Source organism: Caballeronia sp. LZ001 (assembly GCF_031450875.1).
GTDB lineage: Bacteria > Pseudomonadota > Gammaproteobacteria > Burkholderiales > Burkholderiaceae > Caballeronia.
Map to the genome: position 1 here is coordinate 3044901 of NZ_JARTVX010000004.1, position 15924 is coordinate 3060824.

Annotated in this window: 17 protein-coding genes; 14 read left to right on the plus strand and 3 right to left on the minus strand. The window is 61.0% G+C overall.

The features are described from left to right. The first annotated feature begins 176 nt into the window (after positions 1–176). From P9292_RS25125 to P9292_RS25155, 7 genes are all read left to right on the plus strand, one after another. Entirely contained in the window at positions 177–1100 is a 924-nt protein-coding gene (locus P9292_RS25125; RefSeq protein ID WP_250491668.1) for a hydroxymethylglutaryl-CoA lyase, read from the plus strand. A gap of 30 nt (positions 1101–1130) precedes the next feature. Next, entirely contained in the window at positions 1131–1634 is a 504-nt protein-coding gene (locus tag P9292_RS25130) for a YbaK/EbsC family protein (RefSeq protein WP_309961758.1), read from the plus strand. Positions 1635–1672: 38 nt separating this feature from the next. Next, complete coding sequence (locus tag P9292_RS25135) at positions 1673–2227, plus strand: MaoC family dehydratase N-terminal domain-containing protein (RefSeq protein WP_309964172.1); 555 nt, start codon at positions 1673–1675, stop codon at positions 2225–2227. Next, positions 2224–3135 carry an MBL fold metallo-hydrolase gene (locus tag P9292_RS25140; RefSeq protein WP_309961760.1) on the plus strand — a complete coding sequence of 304 codons (912 nt, stop codon included), beginning with the start codon at positions 2224–2226 and terminating at the stop codon, positions 3133–3135. Before P9292_RS25135 ends, P9292_RS25140 begins: the two co-directional genes overlap by 4 nt. A 630-nt stretch (positions 3136–3765) precedes the next feature. Further along, complete coding sequence (locus P9292_RS25145) at positions 3766–4071, plus strand: hypothetical protein (protein ID WP_309961762.1); 306 nt, start codon at positions 3766–3768, stop codon at positions 4069–4071. A gap of 80 nt (positions 4072–4151) precedes the next feature. After that, positions 4152–4574 carry a hypothetical protein gene (locus P9292_RS25150; protein ID WP_309961763.1) on the plus strand — a complete coding sequence of 141 codons (423 nt, stop codon included), beginning with the start codon at positions 4152–4154 and terminating at the stop codon, positions 4572–4574. 76 nt (positions 4575–4650) lie between these two features. Further along, positions 4651–5055, plus strand: coding sequence for a hypothetical protein (locus P9292_RS25155; RefSeq protein ID WP_309961765.1), 405 nt, complete (start codon positions 4651–4653; stop codon positions 5053–5055). A gap of 31 nt (positions 5056–5086) precedes the next feature. Here P9292_RS25155 and P9292_RS25160 read toward each other — a convergent pair whose 3' ends face one another. Further along, complete coding sequence (locus P9292_RS25160; RefSeq protein ID WP_309961767.1) at positions 5087–5977, minus strand: alpha/beta hydrolase; 891 nt, start codon at positions 5975–5977, stop codon at positions 5087–5089. 226 nt (positions 5978–6203) lie between these two features. Here P9292_RS25160 and P9292_RS25165 point away from each other — a divergent pair, with 226 nt between their 5' ends. Beyond that, entirely contained in the window at positions 6204–7166 is a 963-nt protein-coding gene (locus P9292_RS25165; protein ID WP_250525282.1) for a nitronate monooxygenase family protein, read from the plus strand. 82 nt (positions 7167–7248) lie between these two features. On the opposite strand, the gene P9292_RS25170 is transcribed toward P9292_RS25165, so the two are convergent. Continuing rightward, positions 7249–8343: a porin gene (locus P9292_RS25170; protein WP_244826773.1), complete on the minus strand. Its 1095-nt coding sequence runs from the start codon at positions 8341–8343 to the stop codon at positions 7249–7251. A gap of 513 nt (positions 8344–8856) precedes the next feature. Continuing rightward, positions 8857–9255, minus strand: a complete 399-nt coding sequence (locus P9292_RS25175; RefSeq protein ID WP_244826772.1) for a hypothetical protein — start codon at positions 9253–9255, stop codon at positions 8857–8859. 477 nt (positions 9256–9732) lie between these two features. Between P9292_RS25175 and P9292_RS25180 the strand changes: the two genes are divergently transcribed. The 6 genes from P9292_RS25180 (at position 9733) to P9292_RS25205 (ending at position 15922) form a co-directional block, all read left to right on the plus strand. After that, the gene (locus P9292_RS25180) at positions 9733–10752 is read left to right on the plus strand and encodes a bile acid:sodium symporter family protein (RefSeq protein ID WP_250508459.1); all 1020 of its coding nucleotides are present in this window, start codon (positions 9733–9735) and stop codon (positions 10750–10752) included. 271 nt (positions 10753–11023) lie between these two features. Next, positions 11024–12070, plus strand: coding sequence for an acyl-CoA dehydrogenase (locus P9292_RS25185; RefSeq protein WP_309961770.1), 1047 nt, complete (start codon positions 11024–11026; stop codon positions 12068–12070). Continuing rightward, positions 12058–12864 carry a PIG-L deacetylase family protein gene (locus P9292_RS25190; RefSeq protein ID WP_244826769.1) on the plus strand — a complete coding sequence of 269 codons (807 nt, stop codon included), beginning with the start codon at positions 12058–12060 and terminating at the stop codon, positions 12862–12864. Before P9292_RS25185 ends, P9292_RS25190 begins: the two co-directional genes overlap by 13 nt. Beyond that, positions 12861–13469: a class I SAM-dependent methyltransferase gene (locus P9292_RS25195; RefSeq protein WP_309961772.1), complete on the plus strand. Its 609-nt coding sequence runs from the start codon at positions 12861–12863 to the stop codon at positions 13467–13469. Before P9292_RS25190 ends, P9292_RS25195 begins: the two co-directional genes overlap by 4 nt. 194 nt (positions 13470–13663) lie before the next feature. Further along, entirely contained in the window at positions 13664–14665 is a 1002-nt protein-coding gene (locus P9292_RS25200; RefSeq protein WP_244826767.1) for a LacI family DNA-binding transcriptional regulator, read from the plus strand. A gap of 12 nt (positions 14666–14677) precedes the next feature. Then, entirely contained in the window at positions 14678–15922 is a 1245-nt protein-coding gene (locus tag P9292_RS25205; RefSeq protein ID WP_309961774.1) for an AGE family epimerase/isomerase, read from the plus strand. The last annotated feature ends 2 nt before the right edge of the window (positions 15923–15924 follow it).

Genomic DNA, 15924 nt, shown 5'->3' on the forward strand with positions numbered 1-15924 from the left:
GCCTTTCGTTAAAGGAGTGGAACGCCAAAAAACTACAATTCAATCAAAGCATTAACTGCCATCCGGCAATCAATACATCCAAGCTACTTGAATCAAGCAGACATTTGCGCTCGCTTCCGATGTGGCAAACTGGCTGACGCAACGAACCGACGTCAGAGAATCGCAAGGAGACAGGCATGATCCCCACTCAAGTCAAAATCGTCGAAGTCGGGCCGCGCGACGGCTTGCAGAACGAGAAGGAATTCGTCGCCACGGAAACCAAGATCGAGCTCGTGAACCGGCTCGCGCGTGCGGGCATCGTCAATGTGGAATCGACTTCGTTCGTCTCGCCGAAATGGGTGCCGCAAATGGCGGATGCCAGCGCGTTGATGGCGGGCATCGAGCGTCGCGCGGGCACCATTTACTCCGTGCTCACGCCGAATTTGCGCGGCTTCGAGGGCGCGCTCGAAGCAAAGGCCGACGAGATCGTCATCTTCGGCGCGGCGAGCGAGGCGTTCTCGCAAAAGAATATCAATTGCAGCATCGCGGAAAGCATCGCGCGCTTCGAGCCGGTCGCGAAAGCCGCGAAGGACGCAGGCTTGCGTCTGCGCGGCAGCATCTCGTGCGCGCTCGGCTGTCCGTATCAGGGCGAGGTGAGCGTGGCGTCGGTGGTGGATGTCGTCGAGCGCATGAAGGCGCTCGGCTGCGACGAAATCGATATCGCGGATACCATCGGCGTCGGCACGCCCAAGCGCACGCGCGAAGTGCTGGCGGCGGCGTCGAAAGCGTTTCCGCGCGAACGCCTGTCAGGACATTTCCACGATACTTATGGGCAGGCCATCGGCAACATTTATGCGGCGCTGCTCGAAGGCATCGAGATATTTCATGCGTCGGTTGCGGGGCTCGGCGGCTGTCCGTATGCCAAGGGCGCGACAGGCAACGTCGCGACCGAAGACGTCGTGTATCTGATGAATGGACTCGGCATCCAGACGGGCATCGACCTGGATCGACTGGTCGAGACAGGTGACTTCATTTCGCGCGCCATCGGCAAGCCGAGTTCGTCGCGTGCGGGCAAGGCGCTGCTCGCCAAGCAGCGCGACGCCGTTGCCGCCTGCGTCTGACCCGTTGATCGTTCGATGGAAAGGAAAGCAATGACCGAAGTACAGAATCTCGATGACCTTCCCGATTCCGCGCGCCGCGTCGCGCTTCTGTTGCAGGAACGCGGTCACGCGCGGCCCGTCGTGATGCTGCCGGAAACCGGCAAGACATCGGCGGAAGCGGCGGCGGGACTGAACTGTTCCGTGGCGCAGATCGCCAAGTCCATTCTCTTCCGGCGCCGCGACGACGACGCGCCCGTGCTCGTGATCGCAAGCGGCGCGAATCGCGTGGACGAAGCGAAGGTCGCGGCGCACGTCGGCGAACTGGCGCGCGCGGATGCGAAGTTTGTGCGCGAGAAAACCGGCTATGCCATTGGCGGCGTATGTCCGATCGGTCATGCGACCGAACCCGTGACGCTCATCGACGAAGACTTGCTCACGCTCGAAAGCCTGTGGGCGGCGGCGGGTCATCCGCACGCGGTGTTCAATCTGACGCCGCAAGAACTCGTGTCGCTGACGGGCGCGCCGGTTGTCGATGTCGCCTTGCGCGCACCATGAAAGGCGAGGTCGCGTCGCCGTGCGTGGACGTCTGCCGCATGAATCCGGAGACGGGCTTTTGCGACGGCTGCCTGCGCACCATCGACGAAATCGCGGCGTGGTCATCCATTGACGATGACGCGAAACGCGACGTGCTCGCGCGTGGCGAAAGCCGTCGTCGCGGCGCGCGCGTGGTGCGTATCGGCGAATCGTTCGAAGCGACGCTTGCCTTGCCGGCGGACTCCATTCGCCACTTCGCCACGCTCGTCAACGACACCAACCCGCTGCATCACGACGAAGCGTATGCGCGCGCCAGCCGTTTCGGCTCGCTGATCGCGTCGGGCACGCAACCGACCGCGCATCTCATGGCGATGATCGCCGAACACTTCTCGACTTACGCGCAACCGCTCGGACTGGAGTTCGGCATCAAGCTCACGCGCGCGGTGAAGGCCGACGACGTGCTCGCCATGCGCTGGCAAGTGCTCGATGCAAAGTGGAAGACGAGCCTTCGCGGCGACCTGGTGAAGCTCGCGGGCCGCGCGGTGAATCAGCTTGGCGAGACGGTGATCGAGGCGACGGCGACTATCGTCGTCATGCCGAGGGAGCAAGCGTGATCGCGCTGCCCGCTTCCATGACGGTGTTCGAGCGCGGCTGGTTGTCGTCGAACAACGTGCTCTTCGCGAGCGAGGAGGGCACGGCGTTGATCGACACGGGCTACGTCTCGCACGCGCCGCAAACGCTGGCGCTCGTGCAGCACGCGCTCGGCACGCGCAAGCTCGATCTGATCGTCAACACGCACTTGCATTCGGATCACTGCGGCGGCAACGCACTGCTGCAACGCACCTATGCGTGCAATACGCTGATCCCGCAAAGTGAAGCGCACGCGGTGCGTGTCTGGGACGAAGAGGCGCTGACGTTTCACGCCACGGCGCAGCGTTGTGACCGGTTCACGTTCGACGGCACGGTCGAGAATGGCGCCACGCTCATGCTCGGCGGCTTCGAATGGTCCGTGCTGGGCGCGCCGGGCCACGATCCGCACTCGCTCATGCTGTATTGCGCCGAGGCGCGCATCCTCATCAGCGCGGACGCGTTATGGGAAAACGGCTTTGGCGTGATTTTTCCGGAACTCGAAGGCGAAAGCGGTTTTGCGGAAGAACGCGCGGTGCTCGATCTCATCGCGCAACTCGATGTCGATGTCGTCGTTCCGGGCCACGGCGCGCCTTTCACCGATGTCGCGCGCGCACGCGACGTGGCCGCGTCGCGGCTCGACTATCTGCGCGCCAACCCTGCCCGCAACGCGAAGAACGCGCTGAAAGTGCTGATCGTCTTCAAGTTGATGGACGTGCGTTCGATGCCCTTCGACACCTTGCTCGCGATGACCGCATCTGCCCGCGTCATGCGCGCCGCCGCGAACGCGCTTGCCGTGCCCGCGCAGCATCGCGCATTGCTGGAGAAGATCATCGGGGAATTGGCGCGCGGCGGATCGCTCAACGTGGAAGGCGACATGCTCTCGGCGGTATGAACTCCGCGCGCAAAAAGAAAGCCGCTTGTCAGCTACGGCAAGCGGCGGAATAGTATGGACGTGATCAACGTCGACGCCATCGTAACCCGCCGCTATATCACGTGCATCGGTGCTTTCCCTACAGTAAGTTGACGACACGCGCACACTAAAGGCAACCATGTTCGCGCTATCGACACTCATTTTTAATGCCGTTTGATGCGATTTGCATGTGTGGCAAAGCGATGCATAACGCCGTAAGCTTAAAGACAAAACAGGCACGACTTTGCTCAAGTAATAAGAAAAATCGGCATTGATGCAGGCAATTGCTTCCGCTACGATTAAAAACGCCCGAGATCACTTGAATCTAAGTAAATTTGAGCCTCCATTTCTACAACTCAATACAAATCATAATGGACATTAATCGTAGAAAATCGTATCTGCATCCACTGTAGCGGTCCCGTTACTAGCGGGGTTAATGACATCCACGGCAAGCCAGGCACAGACGACAACAGCTCAGGGGCGCTATCTCAGTATTCGTTTGAGAGACTCCAGCTGCTACCCACCACGCAGATTTCGAACGCGAAAAGATGGAATTTCCTGCATTTCGGTTTGCCTTATGACCAGGTAAGCCACGTTAATCCCGATGGTTCATTGAGCCTGCCAAATGGCGTGTACGCTGTCGCGGGGCAAATGGTCGTTTCGGTGGCGGACGCGAACCTGGCGCAAGTCTCGATCAACAGAAGCGAGCCGAACCTGGCCGCAAGCGGCAAGGATGCATTCTACGACGACCCCTACTATTTCAAGGTAGCCACCGATCATGGGGGCAAGGCCGGCAATGTTATTATTCCTTTCAGCGGCATGCTTCAGTTGACTACCTGGACCGATTTTGCAATCTACACTTCGACAAACGTCTCCCTGCAGTCTGGCACTACGCTATTTATCTTTCCCGTGATCTAAGCGAGCAGAAGTGCCAAGTGCCGGCAAGCGCAGGCGCACTTCGCCGCTGGCACTGAATAAATGTATCGTTAAAGGTCTTCTTGAATCAAGCACGAAAAGATATCGGCATACTGGTTTATGTAGACAATGTTCCGAGTAACATCGAGGAATTTGGCTGGCTCTATAAGAGCATCATCCATACAGGCTTGTTTGACCGAAGCACGTTAATTGCCGCGTGCCATCCGGAAGCAACACTTAAACTGCCGCGAGACAGTAATATAGTCGTTATTCCGAGCGTTCCTTATTCTCAGAAAAACAGCGAATGGTCGGACTATGGATACATCAATTCTGTCGCCAATCTCTGCGATAAAGCAGTTTTAGACGTTTGTCGGCAGTTCGATTACATTCTGAAAACAGATTGCGACACCTTTGTGACGCCCGCGCTGTCGAAGTTTCATCCTGCCGGCCTTTGCTTTGGTTTCGGAGCCTACGCATATGAGGCGTCGGTCCGACAGAAACTTTAACGAATGCAGTGCCCGGTGGGGATTTCCTCATTCCGGCTTACACAATATCGGTGCGTCGGTGCTGGGGCCATCGACAATGGTGTGCGACTTCCTGCCGGCTCAAATGGACTGTTGCATCCGCCTGCTCGACGAGGAGTTCAAAGACTTCCGTGGAGAGTGGCCAGGCTGGTGCAGAAACGTGATCACCATGTATGCAGGAGAACTAGCGCTACGCCGCACGTATCCGCAGCGTTGCTCCATAGGACTTCTCGACCATTTCCCCTACGCGTCGCTTACGCATGGCAGCGATGTCCTGCATATTCATGCGTGGCAAACAGAAGAGTACTGGTCGAAATTGAAGTATCGCGAAGGCGCATACGATCACATTGCGCTGCAGGACATCGATAGGTCCACACTGGGTGGTTATTGCCACTGGCTGGCGGCGTCCGATATAGAACAAGTCCGGGCCGAAGCCAACCAAGCACTTTCGACGCATGCGTAAGGCCGCCGCACCTGGGATCATCGGCTCTTTGTCAGCAGAACTCTGCTTCGAAGAACGCACGCATCTCCACGAGTAACTCCTGCGGCACTTCCTCTGGCACGTAATGGCCGCAATCGAGCGCGCGGCCGCTTACGTCGCGCGCGACGCGCCGCCATTGACCAAGCACATCGAACGCGCGCTCTAGCCCGCCTTGCTCGCCCCACAGCACGCGCACGGGGCACGCTATCTTCACGCCGCGCTCGGTGTCGTCCCGGTCGTGTTCGAGGTCGATGCCCGCCGACGCGCGATAGTCCTCGCATGTCGCAAACACCGCATCGGGCGCGGCCAGCGCATCGCGATATGCCTGCAGCGCGTGCGGCGCGAACGGCGCAAGACCCGCACGGCCACGGCCCATCAAGTGTTCGATGAACCCGGTCGTATCGGCGCCGATCATCTTTTCCGGAAAGGGCGATGGCTGGTTCATCAGGAACCAGTGGAAGTTGGCGCTCAACAACGCGCGGTCAGTGGCTTCGAACATCGCAAGCGTCGGCACAATATCGAGCAGCATCAGGCGATCGACGGCATCGGGAAAATCGATCGCCATGCGATGCGCGACGCGCGCTCCGCGATCGTGCGCGCACACGAGAAATCGTTCGAAGCGGAAGTGACGCATGACCGCGACCTGATCGGCGGCCATGGCTCGTTTGGAGTAAGGCGCGTGGCGTTCGTCGCTCGGCGGCTTGGCCGATGCGCCATAGCCGCGCAAGTCGGTGGCGATCACGGTGAAGTGCCGCGCGAGTTCATCGGCGCATGAATGCCAGATCTCGTGCGTTTGCGGATAGCCATGCAAAAGCAAAAGCGGCGGGCCGTCTCCGCCCTTCTCGCCGGCAATCTCGACGCCCGCCGCATTCACGCGAAACGGCTCGTAGCCTCTGAAGGACATGGTGTTTTCTTGTTCGTGGCGTAGCGGTCCATTGTAGGCGCGGCATTCCGAATGCTCGATGAGCAACGTGCACACAAACAGTGAAACCGAGGATTTCCTCGGGAATCGGAGGATGACAGGGCCGCGGCGCCTGTGCCTATAATCGAACGATCGTGCGTCTCAATTTAGCCGCTCGAAGACGACGCCCCAACCGTAAAATAAGTACGACATCCCGGAGACTCGCGCCATGGCACTTCCCGCCGTACTGCAGAACCTTGCATTGCCGGTCGTCGGCTCGCCGATGTTCATCGTCAGCTATCCCGAACTCGTGCTTGCGCAATGCAAGGCGGGCATCGTCGGTTCGTTTCCGGCGCTCAACGCGCGTCCCGCCGAATTGCTCGACGAATGGCTCACGCAGATTCAGGCATCGCTCTCCGAACACAAGGCCGCGAACCCGAATGCGGTCATCGGGCCGATCGCGGTGAATCAGATCATCCACCAGTCGAACGCGCGGCTCGAACAGGACGTGCGCGTGTGTGTCGAGCACAAGGTGCCGATCTTCATCACGAGCCTGCGCGCACCGGTAAAAGAAATGATCGATGCGGTGCATTCGTACGGCGGGATCGTGCTGCATGACGTGATCAACTTGCGGCACGCGCAAAAGGCGCTCGAAGCGGGCGTCGACGGGCTGATTCTCGTGGCGGCGGGCGCGGGCGGCCACGCCGGCACGATCTCGCCGTTCGCGCTCGTCGGCGAAGTGCGGCGCATGTTCGACGGCCCCATCGTGCTGTCAGGCTCCATCGCCAACGGCGGCTCGATTCTCGCCGCGCAGGCCATGGGCGCGGACCTCGCTTACATGGGCACGCGCTTCATCGCGACGCGCGAGGCGCACGCGCTCGACAGCTACAAGCAGGCTATCGTCGATGCCAACGCCGCCGACATCATCTATACGAATCTCTTCACCGGCGTGCATGGCAACTACATTCGCCAGAGTATCGTGAATGCGGGACTGGATCCCGAAGCGCTGCCGCAGTCCGACAAGACCGCGATGAATTTCGGTGACAGCGCGGCCAAGGCGAAAGCGTGGAAGGACATCTGGGGCGCGGGCCAAGGCGTAGGCCTGATGGACGATGTACCGAGCGTCGCGCAACTGGTCGCGCGCTTGCGTCAGGAATACGACGAGGCGAAGTCGCGTTTGCGGATCGGCTGAAACGCTCGTCGCAGAGATTCAGATGAAAAAAGCGCGTTCCGGTGATGATCCGGAACGCGCTTTTCGTTTGCCGCCGCAAGACTCAGAACTTGGCGCGGATGCCGACGCCGAAGGTATCGCCCGAAGACATGCTCGTGTACTTGTCGTTCAGGTACGCGGCATAGACGTCGGTACGCTTCGACAGCGGGTAGTCGTAGCCTACGGCCCAGCTCTTATGCGTCTGGTCCAGACCGCCGTTGCTGCGCGAATACGCGTAGGACGCCATTACCAGGCCCGGGCCGAGCGGCACCGTCACACCGCCCTGCCCCGTGTTCACGTGGAACGTGCCGGGGTCGATGTCGTTCTTCGTGTACATGTACTGGGCGAAGAACTTCACGTACTTCAAGTCGTACGACGCACCCAACTGGGCAACGCTCTGGCTCTTGTAGCCGGGAATGGCGAAGGCGTTCGAGGTGACCAGATCGCCCGGCGTGTTGTTGAAGTTCACATATTGATAAACGCCGGTCGCGGCGAACGGGCCGTGGAAGTACAGGAACTGCGCGCTGTACTTCTTGGAGCGGCCATCGCCCGCGTTGTTGCCGAAGCTGTACATCGCGCTGCCGGACAAGCCGTTGAAGTCGGGCGTCGTGTACTGCAACGAGTTGTTCCAGCCCGAATCGCCCGTCACGCCCTGATCCGTCGTGTAGGTCGGGAACGTGCCCTGACCGAGGAACACGTGATAGACCATCGGCGAGAAGACATACGAGTCGACGAACGGGTTGAACAGAATCGTCGAAACGAACAACTGCGTCGTCAGGCGGCCAGCGGTGAACGTACCGATCGGCCCTTGAATACCGACATACGAGTTACGTGCAAAGAACGTGTCGCCCTGGAAGCGGCCGTATTGGCCGTTCTGCGCGCGGAAGAAGCTTTCCAGGGTGAAGATCGCCTTGTAGCCGTTGCCCAGATCTTCAGCGCCCTTCAAGCCCCAGTACGACGTGGACATACCGCCGCCGCTCACATTCCAGGCGCGATCGCCGCCGGGAAACTTTTGTGCGCCGACCCATTCGTCGACCTGACCGTAAAGCGAGACGCTCGATTGCGCCTGCGCCGCGCCCGCGGCGAGAAAGCCGAACATGGCGGCGACTACGGTGGCCTTGACCGTGGTCTTCATCGCACGGTTGACGGTTGGCTTCATGAACTCTCCTGTCGTTTGTCAAAAATTGAATGCTTGGCGGGCGAGGAACGGTGCACTCGCCTCTTCTGTCGGCTAATGATTTCGGCGAGAGCGGTGTCGCTAGTGGAGCGGCACCATCTTTACGGACCATTTTTCCGGTCAAAAATGTTTTTGGTTATTGCGGGTATCACGGTTTGAATAGGCAGGCGCGCCTTTTCACGCTTCGATGCGCGTCGCTTCTCGCGTCAAAGCCGAATCGTTCCGAGCGGTCTTTATAGGAAGCCGAGCAACGGCGCGCCTTTGAAGGCGATGAAAGGGAAATCGAAACTGCTTTGGATTGCGAAATCCCGCGCAGGGCGCATTGTCCGTGCAGCGCGAAAAGAGAGGAATGTTTATGCGGTCACGAATGAACAACTGTGGCGTGATTGCGTCACCGTCACGGCGTAACTAGACGCGCAAATAATTTTTAGTTAACCACGAAGTTAACGCGCAAGCATTGCGGATTTTGCAACAAGACGTCGCAGCAGATGAAACTCAGTTGCGGAAGTTGGCGTTGCCGGAGGTGCGGCCATCATCGACCGGGCGGCCGGGTTGACGTGGCAGGCTGCGCTCTTCGTTATAGCGGGCGATGTCAGCGCGAATGGAACCCGCGCCTCTGAGCGACGCCGCCTGTTCGGCGCGCGGCACGGGCCGCACTTCAGCGCTCACTGGCGTGAGACCGTCCTTGGCGGCAACCGGCGTATGGTGCAGCGACTGACGGCTGCTCGCGGAATCTTGAAACACCGCCGACGACAGCCATTCGACACGCGGACCGGCAAGCGCGAGCGAACCCGCGACCGCCAGCGAAGAGATCGCGGTGGCTGCAAGAAAGCGAGTCGTTGTGCGTATGCCGATGAGCGCCATGTCGAGAAAACAGCCAGTGTCCGACACCATCCCTGCCCGCTGGCGACGCAAAAAGAGAAGTCGACGCCCAACGGACAACCGGTCAAAGTCGGACCAATGGCGACGGCGAGGAGATCTCGCGCGCACTCGTCGACCGGCATGTTCCACAATTTATTTCGCCCGGCGTCGGCCGTCGAGCCAAAAAGTGTTAGGCCCGATTCATGGTTGTAACACCATGTTACGTCGGAGTTTTTCCGCTACATCCTGCTGATTTGAAAGACAAATCGTCCGATGAAAAAAGTCGCTCACGGAGGATTTGCGCACTGTCGAAGTGACCAATCTGGCGGCCCGGTTGATGCTTCTGCATCGAAGGAAAACAAGCGCGCTCATGCGCGGTGGTAATCAATCAATCCTGTAAATGAATTTGCCTTTTCAATCGCCTACGAGCGAAAATCATGGTTTTTACTGACTTGATGCGCGCGGTACCCGAATACTTCGGCCCGTAAGCACGAGTGCGAGATCCAACCGATGGCGCGGCCCAAACTTCTTCCCGATAACTTCACGCTGGCGCTCGTCAGCACGGTCATCCTCGCGAGCTTTTTGCCTTGTCGCGGCAACGTGGCCACGGCGTTCAACTGGATCACTAACGTTGCTATCGGGCTGCTGTTCTTTCTGCATGGCGCAAAGCTATCCCGCGAGGCGATCGTCGCTGGCGCAACACACTGGCGGCTGCATCTGCTCGTTCTGTTGAGCACTTTCGTGCTGTTCCCGTTGCTTGGCTTCGCGCTCAAGCCGTTGCTCATGCCGCTTGTCACGCCTGCTCTCTACACCGGCATTCTGTTCCTGTGCACATTGCCCTCCACGGTGCAGTCGTCGATCGCGTTCACATCGATGGCAAAAGGCAACGTGCCTGCCGCCGTATGCAGCGCGTCGGCGTCCAGCCTGCTTGGCATCTTCATCACGCCTGCGCTCGTCGGCTTGCTCGTGACGAGCAATGGTGCGACAACGGGTTCGCCCTGGCATACGGTTGGCAGTATCGTCATGCAATTGCTCGTGCCGTTCGTGGCGGGGCAGTTGCTGCGTCCGGCTATCGGCAAGTGGATCGACCGGCGCAAGGCGGTGCTCAAGTTCGTCGATCAAGGCTCGATTCTGCTTGTGGTCTACGTCGCGTTCAGCGAAGCCGTGAATGAAGGCATCTGGCATTCGATTTCCGCTTCCACGCTTTTGGGCCTTCTCGTCGTCAACGTGCTGCTGCTCACCGTCGCGCTCCTGGTAACGGCCTTCACCGCGCGGCGTCTCGGTTTCAGCCGCGCCGATCAGATCACCATCATCTTCTGCGGTTCGAAGAAGAGCCTTGCTTCCGGCATTCCAATGGCGAAGGTGATTTTCGCCTCCCATACGGTTGGCGCGGTCGTGCTCCCGTTGATGCTGTTCCATCAAATTCAGTTAATGGTGTGCGCGGTCCTGGCGCAACGCTGGGGCGCGCGCAAGACCGCGGCTGAACCCCCGCGCGAAGGCAAGAACATCGCCGCAACCGCGCGGCGCTGACACGTCCATCATCGTTTCCCTGACAAAGGCCGCCTCGTGCGGCCTTTGTGCATTTGAACCCGTCTGATCGATACCGTCGACTCGGCCGGACGGCGTAAGTCGATTTGCCTGACTCCTGTCCGGCGCTTTTGCTTATCCCGTCTGGCTGAATGGCGTCCGGGCATGTCGCTTGCCACACTCTTGTCCAAGTAATGCGCAAACGAGAACAGGAGATGTCCATGCGGAACGCTAGCGCCCTCCAGCACAGCGAAGATTGGGAGTGAGTCACGCCATGTCACTTGCCTCGGCCGCCGAGCCGCTTGTATCGGCATCCGCCCTGCAAGCATGTCTCGGAGATTTGTCTTTTCAGCGCGGCAATGCAGACGACACAGCTCGCGCCCTACGCGTTCTGATCGACGCGCGCCTCGACCGGCTGCCCTTGCCCGGACGCGGCGCCACGCGTGAGCGCTGGCGCGCGCTCGGCGCCGTTGCCGCTTTCGACCTCGCGCTCGTCAAACTGTACGAAGGCCATACGGACGCGCTCGCCATCCTCGCCGAACGCGACGAAGAGCATCACGCCTCGAACGAAGCGTGGGGCGTATGGGCCGCCGAGCCGCCGAACGCCCGCCTTGCGGCCATAGGCAACCCGGAGTCGGACGACGTGCTTCTTCACGGCGTCAAGGCGTGGTGTTCCGGCGCGGCTTCGGTGACGCACGCGCTCGTGACGGCTTGGAACGAGCGCGGAGAGCCGATGCTCGCCGCCGTCGATATCCGCCAGCCGGGCGTCAAGGTGACGCGCGAAGGCTGGTTTGCCGTCGGCATGCAAGCAAGCGCGAGCGTCGATGTCTACTTCGATAACGTGCCTGCGCGGCGAATCGGCAAGCCGGGAAGCTATGTCGAGCGCCCTGGCTTCTGGCAAGGCGGCGCGGGCATTGCAGCGTGCTGGTTCGGCGCGGCGGCGGGCATTGCGCGCTTCGTCGAAAAGGGCGCGCGACGCGGCGCCGATCCGCACAAGCTCGCGCATCTCGGCGCTATCGACACCACGCTTTGCGCCACGGTCGCGCTGCTGCGCGAAACGGCGGCATTCATCGACCGCGAGCCGCAGGCCAACGCCATGCTCGCTGCCATGCGCGCGCGTCTGGCGGCCGAACGCTGCGCCGCGCATGTCATCGAGCATGCGGGCCGCGCGCTCGGAGCGGCGCCGCTCTGCCGCGACGATCACTTCGCTCACTTGATGGCGGATTTGCCGGTCTTCATCAGACAAAGCCACGCGGAACGCGACGAGGCATCGCTCGCGGAACATCTGCTCGAACGGGAGCCTGACTCATGGAAAGTTTGACGACGCAAGAGCCGAAGGCGCTCGCCGAAACCGGTGCGCCGGAGCACGACAGGGTAATCGAAGGGCGAGGCACGCCCGAGAAAAGCTGGCAAGATTGGGGCAAGCTGAGCGCGCTACCGGAAGTCGATCCCGCCGATCTCGTCCCGCTGGGCGGCCGCGCTGTCGTCGTGGCGCCACACCCGGACGACGAAGTGCTCGGTACGGGCGGATTACTTTCACGCCTCTCGGAATTAAGCCGGAACGTGTTGATCGTCGCCGTGACGGACGGCACCGCGAGCCATCCGGAATCGACCGAATGGACGCCGGATCGCCTTGCCAGCGTGCGTCCGCAAGAAACGCGGGACGCCTTGCAGCGGCTGCATCTGCGTAACGCGCAAGTCGTCCGGCTGGGCTTGCCGGATGGCGGGGCGCGACAAATCGAAGCGGATCTATCAGTACTTCTGGCTAAATTTCTTCAGCCTGGTGACATCGTTTTCACTACGTGGCGGTACGATGGCCATCCCGATCACGAGGCCGTCGGGCGCGCCACGTGTCTGGCCGCGAACGAGCTTGGTTTGCCGTTTGTCGAAGTGCCGCTTTGGACTTGGCATTGGGCGTCGCCGGACGATTCGCGCGTGCCGTGGAGCCGCGCGCGGCGCATCGCACTGGACGCGGCAACGCACACCAGGAAGCTTCGGGCCGTGCAAGCCTTCAGAAGCCAGACCGAGCCGGATAAGACGACCGGACAAGCGCCGGTTCTGCCCGAGCATGTCCTGGCCCGCCTGACGAGGCCCTTCGAAGTCATTCTCATATGAGCAACATCAACGATCCGAAGCAGTACTTTGACCAGCTTTACAAGGACAACGACGATCCCTGGAAGATCAGGAACCGTTGGTACGAACGCCGCAAGCGCGCGTTGACGCTAGCCACGCTTCCCAACGACCGCTACGCGCGCGCGTTCGAACCGGGCTGCGGCAACGGTGAACTAACGGCGCTGCTTGCGGCGCGCTGCGACGAAGTCGTCGCCACGGACATCAGCGCGGACGCCGTCGAGCTAACGCGGCAGCGCATCGCGCAATTCGACAACGTGACGGTCGAGCACATGCTGCTTCCGGACGCGTGGCCCGAAGGCAAATTCGATCTCGTGCTCCTCAGCGAAATCGGCTACTACCTCGACGAGCCGCAGCTGTGGCATATCGTCGAACATGTGCGCCGCACGCTTACGCCAAACGGAACGGTCGTGGCATGCCATTGGCGAAAACCCATGGAAGGCTGGACGCATACCGGCGAGGACGTGCACGCGCGTCTGCGCGGTCGAATGGGCTTGCCGCTCTTGTGCCACTACTGGGACGACGACCTTCTGCTCGACGTTTGGACGCCCGACAAGCGTTCGGTACACGAGCGCGAAGGTTCGATGTAAATGTTTTCTGCTTTTTACTAAACAAACAAAAAGGCTTCAAACGCCATACAGCATTGGTCTTAGTGGTTTCCCCACCCTTTCTCCACGGTTCGTTTTGCGGTTTTTTACTATACAATCGCCGCAAAACGAATGTAGCCGGTTCGCGCTAAACACCGCCCGCGCCGCAGGAAATCCGCGGAGACAGAATCACCACGATGGCCACCACCATTCGCGATGTCGCGCGCGCGGCAAGCGTCTCGATCGGGACGGTGTCACGCGCGCTCAAGAACCAGCCGGGGCTGTCGGAAGCCACGCGCGTGCGCGTCGTCGAAGTCGCGCAGCAACTCGGTTACGATGCCGCGCAATTGCGCACGCGCATTCGCCGTGTCACGTTTCTGCTGCATAGGCAGCACAACAACTTCGCCGCCAGCCCGTTTTTCTCGCATGTGCTGCATGGCTTCGAGGAAGCCTGCCGAGAACATCGGCTCGTGCCGTCGGTGTTGACCGCGGGTCCCACGCTCGATCTCGCGCAGCAAATGCGCCTGCACGCTCCCGACGCCATCGCGGTCGCGGGCTTCGTCGAGCCGGAACTGCTTGCGCATCTGCACTCGCTGGCGCGCCCCACGGTGCTCATCGACCTGCGCGCGCCGGGCTTTCGCTCGGTGAACATCGATAACGTAAGGGGCGCGTCGCTTGCAATGCAGCATCTGTTCGCGCAGGGGCGGCGGCGCGTGGCGTTCATCGGCGGGTCGCTCGCGCATTACAGCATCGCGCAGCGCGCGCTTGGCTATCGCAAGGCGTATTTCGATGCCGGCCTGCTGTTCGACCCAATGCTGGAACTCGTCACGCACCCTGGATCGCCTCCGGATCTCGCCGCCGCCGACGCCATGCAGCGGCTGATCGGCGAGTCGCGCGCGCAATCCATTCCTTTGCCCGACGCGGTTTTCGCCTATAACGATGCAGCGGCCCTCGCCGCCATGCGCGTATGCCTCGCGCACGGCATGCGCGTGCCGGAGGACATCGCCTTCGTCGGTTTCGACGATATCCCGGCCGCCGCGCAGAGCACGCCGCCGCTTTCGACCGTGACGGTCGACAAGGAAGCGCTCGGCCGTCGTGGCGTCGACTTGTTGCTGGAGGACAATGCGAACCCGCCGGGGCAGGCCGACACGCTGGTGGGCGTCGATTTCATCGCCCGCGCGAGCTCCGGCCAGATATGAGATGAGCGATACATGAACCTGACCGCATCCCCCGTGGAAACCGCGCCGCAAGCGAGCGTCGATTTCCGCAGCCGCGACTTCCTGCTCTCGCACGTACGCGACACGCTCGCGTTCTACGCGCCCACCGCGCGCGACGAGTCAGGCGGCTTTTTCCACTTCTTCAAGGACGACGGCCGCGTCTACGACCGCACCACGCGCCATCTCGTCAGCAGCACGCGCTTCGTCTTCAATTACGCGATGGCTTATCGCCATTTCGGCGATCCGTCGTATCAGGATTGGGCGCGCCACGCGTTCCAATTCCTGCGCGACGCCCACTGGGACGCGAAGCACGAAGGCTACGACTGGGAAATCGAATGGCGCGACGGCCAGGCGAACACGCTCGACGGCACGCGTCACTGCTATGGCCATGCGTTCGTGCTGCTTGCTTGCGCGCACGCAGCCATGGCGGGCATCGACGAAGCGAAGCCGCTCATCGACGAAACTTTCGCGCTGATGGAGCGCCGCTTCTGGGACGCCGAAGCCGGTCTCTACGCCGACGAAGCCACGCCCGACTGGCAGTTGTCCGACTATCGCGGGCAGAACGCCAACATGCACGCGACCGAGGCGCTGCTTGCCGCGTATGAAGCCACCGGCCACGTGATTTATCTGGATCGCGCGGAGAAGATCGCGGGCAACATCACGCTGCGGCAGGCGAAGCTTTCGCACGGCCTCGTCTGGGAACACTTCAAGCGCGACTGGTCGGTGGACTGGCATTACAACGAATCCGACAGCTCGAACATTTTTCGTCCGTGGGGTTTTCAGCCGGGGCATCAGACCGAATGGGCGAAGCTGCTGCTGATCCTGGAGCGGCATCGCGCGCTGCCGTGGCTTGCGCCGCGCGCCATCGAATTGTTCGATGCGGGCTTTTGCCGCGCCTGGGACGATCGTCATGGCGGCCTCTATTACGGCTTCGGCCCCGACGACACCATCTGCGATCACGACAAATACTTCTGGGTGCAGGCCGAAAGCTTCGCGGCGGCGGCGCTGCTCGGCGCGCGCACGGGCCGCGAGCGCTTCTGGGACAGCTACGACGAACTCTGGCGCTATAGCTGGGAACACTTCGTCGATCACGAGTACGGCGCGTGGTATCGCATCCTCACGTGCGACAACCGCAAGTACGGCGATGAGAAAAGTCCTGCCGGCAAGACCGACTATCACACCATGGGCGCGTGCTACGAAGTGCTGAACGCGCTCGGGTCCCATTCGACACAACGGTGACG

Bases quoted from the DNA above. Each gene is read 5' to 3' on its own strand.
- P9292_RS25125 (WP_250491668.1), top strand. From the start codon at position 177: ATGATCCCCACTCAAGTCAAAATCGTCGAAGTCGGGCCGCGCGACGGC.
- P9292_RS25130 (WP_309961758.1), top strand. From the start codon at position 1,131: ATGACCGAAGTACAGAATCTCGATGACCTTCCCGATTCCGCGCGCCGC.
- P9292_RS25135 (WP_309964172.1), top strand. From the start codon at position 1,673: ATGAATCCGGAGACGGGCTTTTGCGACGGCTGCCTGCGCACCATCGAC.
- P9292_RS25155 (WP_309961765.1), top strand. From the start codon at position 4,651: ATGGTGTGCGACTTCCTGCCGGCTCAAATGGACTGTTGCATCCGCCTG.
- P9292_RS25160 (WP_309961767.1), bottom strand. From the start codon at position 5,977: ATGTCCTTCAGAGGCTACGAGCCGTTTCGCGTGAATGCGGCGGGCGTC.
- P9292_RS25165 (WP_250525282.1), top strand. From the start codon at position 6,204: ATGGCACTTCCCGCCGTACTGCAGAACCTTGCATTGCCGGTCGTCGGC.
- P9292_RS25170 (WP_244826773.1), bottom strand. From the start codon at position 8,343: ATGAAGCCAACCGTCAACCGTGCGATGAAGACCACGGTCAAGGCCACC.
- P9292_RS25175 (WP_244826772.1), bottom strand. From the start codon at position 9,255: ATGGTGTCGGACACTGGCTGTTTTCTCGACATGGCGCTCATCGGCATA.
- P9292_RS25180 (WP_250508459.1), top strand. From the start codon at position 9,733: ATGGCGCGGCCCAAACTTCTTCCCGATAACTTCACGCTGGCGCTCGTC.
- P9292_RS25185 (WP_309961770.1), top strand. From the start codon at position 11,024: ATGTCACTTGCCTCGGCCGCCGAGCCGCTTGTATCGGCATCCGCCCTG.
- P9292_RS25190 (WP_244826769.1), top strand. From the start codon at position 12,058: ATGGAAAGTTTGACGACGCAAGAGCCGAAGGCGCTCGCCGAAACCGGT.
- P9292_RS25195 (WP_309961772.1), top strand. From the start codon at position 12,861: ATGAGCAACATCAACGATCCGAAGCAGTACTTTGACCAGCTTTACAAG.
- P9292_RS25200 (WP_244826767.1), top strand. From the start codon at position 13,664: ATGGCCACCACCATTCGCGATGTCGCGCGCGCGGCAAGCGTCTCGATC.
- P9292_RS25205 (WP_309961774.1), top strand. From the start codon at position 14,678: ATGAACCTGACCGCATCCCCCGTGGAAACCGCGCCGCAAGCGAGCGTC.